Source organism: Thermodesulfobium sp. 4217-1 (assembly GCF_039822205.1).
In the GTDB taxonomy this organism is placed as follows: Bacteria; Thermodesulfobiota; Thermodesulfobiia; order Thermodesulfobiales; family Thermodesulfobiaceae; genus Thermodesulfobium.
This window is the reverse complement of record NZ_JBAGBW010000042.1, coordinates 1-6,659: the sequence shown is the minus strand read 5'-3', so window position 1 is coordinate 6,659 and position 6,659 is coordinate 1. Positions and strand designations below refer to the sequence as shown.

Here is a 6,659-nt window from a genome sequence, read left to right as displayed (position 1 = left end):
GAAAATTTAAAAATGTTAGTCTTGAAGAAACCAAATAAATAGTGTATCGTTTTTGTATAAACGAATTGGAGGCAGTTTTATGCGTGCAAAAGTTAAAAAGTGGGGCAATAGTCTTGTTATAAGAATACCAAAACCACTTGCTTCTGAAATGCAGCTAAACAACAAGTCTCTAGTAGAAATAAGCAAAATAAAAAACGAAATAGTTATTAAGCCTATTTCTAAATCAGATTAGACACTTAATGAGCTACTATCTGGCATCACAGATAACAACATTCATCATGAAGTTGACACGGGCTTTGTTGTAGGGAATTAGATTTGATGAAATATGGAATATATTCCAGATAAAGGAGACATTATTTGGATCATGTTTAACCCACAAACTGGACATGAGCAGGCAGGTTATAGACCAGCTTTGGTTTTGTCTCCAAAAGCTTATAATGGTAAAGTTAGATTAGCAGTTCTTTGCCCGATAACAAATCAAAAAAAGGTTATCCATTTGAGGTATTAATTCCTGATGAAATTATTGAAGTAAAAGGTGCGATATTATTTTACCAAGTAAAAAGTCTTGATTGGAAAGCAAAAATCAAATTTATTTACAAGTTGCCATCCGAAGAATTCAATAAAGTTATAGAAAAGTTAATTGTTTTAGTTTGTGAGAAACTTTAATTTAGATTATGTAAATTATATGGTTGATTATTTTAACTAAAGGTTTTTTATTTTTTAAACAATGAGAGTTTAAATCCTTTTGTTAGATAAAATATAAATTTAACTTTATGATGTAGTTATAAAAAATAGTTTAAAGAGGTGGTCTTTATGCCAGATGCAATATCAGAGCAAGAAATCAATAAAAAGTTGTTGGATTTTATAAGAGAGCTTAAAAAAGATGGCAGACAGAGGTTGTTGAACGAGGAGGCTACCAAGCAAAGTGTTATTTTACCAATACTTAATGCCTTAAAATGGAATGTGTTTGACATAGAAAGCGTTTTCCCTGAATACTCTGTTAATGATAAAAGAGTTGATTACTCATTAAGATCTAACAAGAAAAATAAGGTTTTTATTGAAGTAAAAAAGATTAATGAAGATTTGGATCAGCACCAGGAGCAGCTTTTAAATTACTCTTTTCAAGAGGGAGTGGGGCTTTCAGTTTTAACAAATGGAATCAGTTGGTGGTTTTATTTGCCTTCAGGAGAGGGAAGTTGGGCTCAAAGAAAATTTTATACCATTGAAATATACGAACAAGAAGATAAAGTTGTAGTTGAAAAATTCGAAAAGCTTTTATCCAAAGATAATGTAGTTTCTGGCAAATCTTTGGAATATGCCAAGGAAATTTATTATAACAAAGAAAAACAAAATTTGATTAATACTACGCTTCCAAAAGCATGGAACAAAATAATAACTGATCCGGATGAACTTTTAATTGAGCTTTTAGCAGACGAAACAGAGAAATTGTGCGGATATAAGCCGGATAGTGAAACAGTAGAACAGTTTTTAACAAGAATTTCTCAAGAGGAAATAAAAACCGAAAATATATATGTGCCAACAAAAATAAAGTCTATGCATAAAAAAAGTGATAGTTCAGTTTCTAATCAATACAGTGGAAAAAAGCCTATTTCCTTTTCTTTTAAAGGCGTTAAATATTCATTGCGTTCATGGAAAGAGCTGATAGTAAAACTATGTGAAATTATCTTATCTAAGCACAAAGACCAATTTAACTATGTTCTTGATTTGCATGGCACAAAAAGACCATATTTTTCTAGCAAATTAGATGAACTTAGAAAACCAGAGAGAATAAGTGGAACAGATATTTACCTTGAGACAAACCTTAGCGCTAATAGTATAGTTAAGTTATCAAAAGATATAATAACGTTGTTTGGTTATAAAGATAGTGATTTAAAGATAGAAATTCAGTAAAACAATAAAAGAGCTTTTGTTAGATCATTGAAATCAATTTTTGTAAAAAAATTTTTCTTTATATCAAAATTTATTTAATCGTGCTACAGAAATGATATAATAATAAGCATTGTAAAACAATATGCTATGAAAATGGGGTGTTATTTGAAACAGATTTATCATGAAAAATTCGGATTTAAACTATATCATGCAGATTGGTTGGAAATTTTAAACACTTTGCCAAAAAACTCTAAAAATATGATTTTTGCTGATCCACCATATTTTTTGTCTAGCGGTAGCTTTACTTGTCAAAATGGAAAGATGGTAAGCGTAAAAAAAGGTGATTGGGATTTATCAAATTGCACGAAAGAAAACTTTGAATTTCATGTAGAATGGATAAAGACTTGTAGGCGTGTTTTGAAAACTAATGGAACTATTTGGATTAGTGGAACATACCATTCTATTTATCAATGCGGTTTCGCTTTAGAAATTAATAATTTTCATTTTCTAAATGTTTAAGCCTAATGCATCTCCAAATTTATCATGTCGTTTTTTACAGCTAGCCACGAGACTTTGCTTTGGGCCAGAAAAGACAAAAAAGCAAAGCACACTTTCAATTATGATTTAATGAAAAATGGCGATTGGAGCGAAGATCAGTTAAAAAAACCGGGTATGCAAATGAGATCTGTTTGGTTGATTAATACATTAAAACCAATCGAAAAAAATTTGGAAAGCATCCAACACAAAAGCCTTTTTGACTTGCTTAAAAGAATAATATTAGCAAGTACAAATGAGGGAGATGTAATTTTGGATCCTTTCACTACAGACAAAGCTTGTAGTATAAAACAATTAGATTTTTATAAAGAAGAACTAAATTGTAATACTGAAGATGAAGTTTTTAATTTTTTAATCCAAAATTTAAAGCCAAGCAATGTGTCTTGGTCTTAAATTAAAAATAACCCTATAAAATTTCTTATTTTTGTCAAATAAACTGGTTTAAAAGATTTAATAGTGAACAAAAATATTAAAAATTTAGTTGATTACATGGTTGAGGTTGAAGCAGGTTTGGATAGTAACGGCAGAAAAAATTGTGGTGGGAATATTATGGAAAACATTGTAGAAGCATTTTATGATGTTCCAGTTGATAAATCTTCAAGAAGATATGATTTTGTGATTGATAATGGCAGAGAGCTTTTTATTATAGAATCTAATTTTTATGGTGGAGGCGGTTCAAAATTAAAGTCAACAGCTGGTGAATATAGAAATTTATTTGATGTTTTAAATGATAAATATAAATTTATTTGGATTACAGACGGTTATGGTTGGAGAAATACAATTAAACCTCTTAGAGAAACATTCGATCATAACGACTATTTATTTAATTTAGCTATGTTAGAAAAAGGCATTCTTGAACATATCATATAAATAATCTGAATATCTTTGAATTAAAATCATTACACTACAATTAAAATGGCTTAATTTTTTTAAAAATCATCCTAAAATTTAGGCTCATATTTGAGCTGATTATATACTTAAACATATAAATCATCAAAAAATATTTTTTATCTAATCTAGAGCGAAATTTCAGCGTTTTTAAAATCAAATGGCTTTGCTAAGCAGTTCTGCAAGGTAAAAAATAAGCTTTATTCAGATTCTTCCAAGATATTTAGAATTTTTAAATATTCAATTCAGAATAGACAGGCCTATAAATATTTTTTTCATTTTAGTTTACATAAGGTTTCTTATCAGCAATTCAAGACGATCTTCTGAACGGAGTATTTTGATTGAGAAATTAATTGAGCTCCAAAGCGAATAGAAATCTTATCGCTTGAAAATGATGCAAAAAACGGAGAAAATCTCTCTGAATAGGATTTGACAGATTCTGTTGTAGCTAAAAATATTTTATCTGGAATTACAAAGTACCCAATATTGTTTGGACACATTGGTTCGTGAATAATTAATAAGATATCGTGGTAAACGCTGTCAAATCCGATGTTTTTAATATCAGGATTATAAGACCTATTATCTCTTGATGGAAGTGATTCTATGAATAGGTTGAAAAAATTTGTTCCCAATAATAAATATGATGGGTAGATATCGTTCATCTTTTCGAAGCTATTAGCTGCACTCATTATGTTAGATATTATTAAATTATAATTTATAAAAATTGTATCGTTTGAATAGGTATCAAAATTATTTATCTTTTGTGGAAATGCGCTATAGTAAACTTCATCCAATATACTTTTTATAAATATTTTTGAGAATTGTTTAACTTGTGTATAGCATCTTGATTGTTCTTTTTTTATCAAACTATTAAAAGCCATGTCGTCTAATGATTCATAATCTTCTTTTGATAATTTTGTGATATATATATCATCTAAGTAGAGTTTTTGTTTTCCGATAGTTGTAACCCCATCATAATATTTAATACCTCTTAATAAAAGATAAAATAAAGGGCTAGATTGTAAACATGTCTTAAAAGACCTTTTTACAAAATAATCATTAATTATGTTTAGCATTTCATCGTAAAAATTTTTATTCATACACTATTTTATCTTATATTTTAGGTTTTTGTAACTACCTCATATTGAAAATCTTATTCCCCCTCCCTCCCCCAAATTTTAGTTTTTTTTCATACTCTTTGCTGTTTCAATATATTTATTGATATATGGATTTACCCTACCTTGAATATATGATATTATCTCCTTCATTTCATCTTTGGACACTTTTGTTATGGATTTTGCTAACTCTTTTATTTCGCCTTCATCTTTTCCTGTTAGCTTTGAAATATAGAATGTTTCTACTGAATCTTTATCGTCAGCTAAACGTCCACAACCGCCTACGGTCCCTAAAAACTCTTCGCCGACAAATATAGGGATAACAAATTTTACCATTTCTGCATCACATTCATCTATTATGATTTCTTTTGAATCAAATGAATCTTTTCCAAGTATCTGTTGTGCGACTGAGCAGATCATCAATGAATTAGGGTTGTCCTTAATAAATGGGCACAAATTGTTTCCCATTTCTTTTGATCTAACTAAAATAAAGTTATCAGGCTTATAAAATACACCAGTAAATCCAAATTTGTCATAAATTTCTTCGACAATTTTTGTTAACTCTGACATAGGAATAATGTCTGTAAGTTCCATCGTAAAATCCTCCTAAATTTAGTTCTACTTAATACAATATTGGTTTTTTTTATCCCCTTGTTTTACAAAAGAATACTAACTCAATATTCGTTTTAAGCGACAAAAGTTAATTATATCACTAATTAGCATTTTTAAAATTAAAACCATATTAATAATAATATTTAATTTATACATAAACAAAATTAATTTTACTCTACTTAATTTATTTTATCCATAAATTAAAATCTGTAAAAATTGAGTATTTTGGTTTATAATAATTATTATTAATATTTAGGAGGTTTGAAAATGAGAAAATATTTTTTTACTTTAGCTTCTTTTGTTGTCGGTATGTTGTTAATTTTTTCTGCAATGCATTATGCTTTTGCTGATAATATTTTGGATAATTCTATTAATGCAAACGTTAAGTCATCCCACACAGTTAATATTTATAAAAATGCAAAATTGGGAAACTATTTAGTTGGTTCTAATAACATGACTCTATATTATCTAAGCGGTGAAACAGAAAGTAATCTAAAATGTACTAGTAAGGTTTGTCTAACCAAATGGCCTATTCTCTCAGCAAGTGAATTGAACCTACCTGATAGCTTAAACTCTAGCGACTTTTCAATTTTTACCAGACCTGACGGACAAAAACAGGTTTCTTACAATGGACATCCTTTATATTTTTTCTCAGAAGATAAATTGCCAGGTTATACCTTAGGAGACAATTTTGTTACACCAGTTGGAACATGGAAGATTATACACATTAATTAATCACAATATAATTTTAAGGAGGATATTATGGAATTGAAGCAATATTTTGAAGACTTGAAAGGCGTAGGCGTTTTGGCTACTGCTGATGATAAGGGTGTAGTAGATGTTGCTCTTTATGCAAAGCCCTTTATTATTGATGAAAAAACTGTTGCTCTTATAATGCTAAAAAAATTGAACTATTTGAATCTCCAAGCAAATCCTTATGCAGCATATATTTTTGTTGATGAGAAGTATCAAGGCAAAAGGTTATACCTTAAAAAGATAAAAGAGGAAAATGATCAGGATAAAATTAACCCTCTTTTGAAGCACAAATACAACGATGAAGAGACTTTGAAAAAAGATAAGGCATTGGTTTATTTTGAATTAGTAAAGGAATTACCGATTATAATGAAATAGTTTGGCGGGCTCGCAGTTCATAGTGTATTTTTAATATCTTTATGAACTGCGAGGTTTTTTAAGTTTTTAAATTGAAATTTTTAAGGTTGTAGTACAAGAATCTTAGTATAAAATACAAGAACATGCATACAAAGATATAATTTACTGGATAAAATAGCATTTTTACCTTATCTAAAAAATAGCTTGAAATCAAGATGTAAGGTATTAGTATTACAAAAAATAATGCATTCGTGGCTATTTTAAGAAAAAAGAACTGACCATAAAGTTCATTAAATTCTGATTCGAACCCCTTTTGCGCGTCTTTGTTTTTGTGTGCCAGGGCGAGTACTGTGTAATATTTTATTTCATCCAGCCTAGTCTGATAACTATAAAGTTTTTCATAGTTATCTTTTAATAGCTTTGGACCCAATATGTCGTTTAGTTTGTCTGCCAGGTATATAACAAAAAAATTAATTAATACATATATAA

7 protein-coding genes and 3 pseudogenes are annotated in these 6,659 nt (G+C 28.7%); 7 read left to right on the top strand and 3 right to left on the bottom strand.

What is annotated here, in order from left to right:
• The first annotated feature begins 79 nt into the window (after positions 1-79).
• The 5 genes and pseudogenes from V4762_RS09725 to V4762_RS09705 all read left to right on the top strand — a co-directional run.
• Positions 80-232 (top strand): AbrB/MazE/SpoVT family DNA-binding domain-containing protein, encoded by a 153-nt coding sequence (locus V4762_RS09725; protein WP_347315583.1) that lies wholly within the window; start codon positions 80-82, stop codon positions 230-232.
• 93 nt (positions 233-325) lie between these two features.
• Positions 326-666, top strand: a pseudogene (locus V4762_RS09720) (type II toxin-antitoxin system PemK/MazF family toxin).
• Between the two features lie 147 nt (positions 667-813).
• The gene (locus V4762_RS09715; protein WP_199919931.1) at positions 814-1,911 is read left to right on the top strand and encodes a type I restriction endonuclease; all 1,098 of its coding nucleotides are present in this window, start codon (positions 814-816) and stop codon (positions 1,909-1,911) included.
• Between the two features lie 126 nt (positions 1,912-2,037).
• Positions 2,038-2,838 (top strand): annotated as a pseudogene (locus V4762_RS09710) (DNA-methyltransferase).
• Positions 2,839-2,892: 54 nt separating this feature from the next.
• Positions 2,893-3,315: pseudogene (locus V4762_RS09705) on the top strand (DpnII family type II restriction endonuclease); the annotation flags it as partial.
• 320 nt (positions 3,316-3,635) lie between these two features.
• Here the strand turns inward: V4762_RS09705 and V4762_RS09700 are convergent.
• Together V4762_RS09700 and V4762_RS09695 are read right to left on the bottom strand one after the other, a co-directional pair.
• Entirely contained in the window at positions 3,636-4,433 is a 798-nt protein-coding gene (locus V4762_RS09700; RefSeq protein WP_347315582.1) for a hypothetical protein, read from the bottom strand.
• Between the two features lie 78 nt (positions 4,434-4,511).
• Positions 4,512-5,042, bottom strand: a complete 531-nt coding sequence (locus tag V4762_RS09695) for a PocR ligand-binding domain-containing protein (RefSeq protein ID WP_347315581.1) — start codon at positions 5,040-5,042, stop codon at positions 4,512-4,514.
• A 285-nt stretch (positions 5,043-5,327) separates the two neighbouring features.
• On the opposite strand from V4762_RS09695, the gene V4762_RS09690 reads away from it, so the two are divergent.
• On the top strand, positions 5,328-5,795 hold the full coding sequence (locus V4762_RS09690) for a COG4315 family predicted lipoprotein (RefSeq protein WP_347315580.1): 468 nt from the start codon (positions 5,328-5,330) through the stop codon (positions 5,793-5,795).
• A gap of 27 nt (positions 5,796-5,822) precedes the next feature.
• Positions 5,823-6,191, top strand: coding sequence for a pyridoxamine 5'-phosphate oxidase family protein (locus V4762_RS09685; RefSeq protein ID WP_347315579.1), 369 nt, complete (start codon positions 5,823-5,825; stop codon positions 6,189-6,191).
• Between the two features lie 58 nt (positions 6,192-6,249).
• Here V4762_RS09685 and V4762_RS09680 read toward each other — a convergent pair.
• Positions 6,250-6,659 (bottom strand): hypothetical protein (locus V4762_RS09680; RefSeq protein WP_347315578.1); only part of this gene is annotated, 410 nt, incomplete at its 5' end.

Coding starts and splice junctions, on each gene's coding strand:
- V4762_RS09685 (WP_347315579.1), top strand. CDS start 5,823: ATGGAATTGAAGCAATATTTTGAAGACTTGAAAGGCGTAGGCGTTTTG.
- V4762_RS09715 (WP_199919931.1), top strand. CDS start 814: ATGCCAGATGCAATATCAGAGCAAGAAATCAATAAAAAGTTGTTGGAT.
- V4762_RS09725 (WP_347315583.1), top strand. CDS start 80: ATGCGTGCAAAAGTTAAAAAGTGGGGCAATAGTCTTGTTATAAGAATA.
- V4762_RS09695 (WP_347315581.1), bottom strand. CDS start 5,042: ATGGAACTTACAGACATTATTCCTATGTCAGAGTTAACAAAAATTGTC.
- V4762_RS09690 (WP_347315580.1), top strand. CDS start 5,328: ATGAGAAAATATTTTTTTACTTTAGCTTCTTTTGTTGTCGGTATGTTG.
- V4762_RS09700 (WP_347315582.1), bottom strand. CDS start 4,433: ATGAATAAAAATTTTTACGATGAAATGCTAAACATAATTAATGATTAT.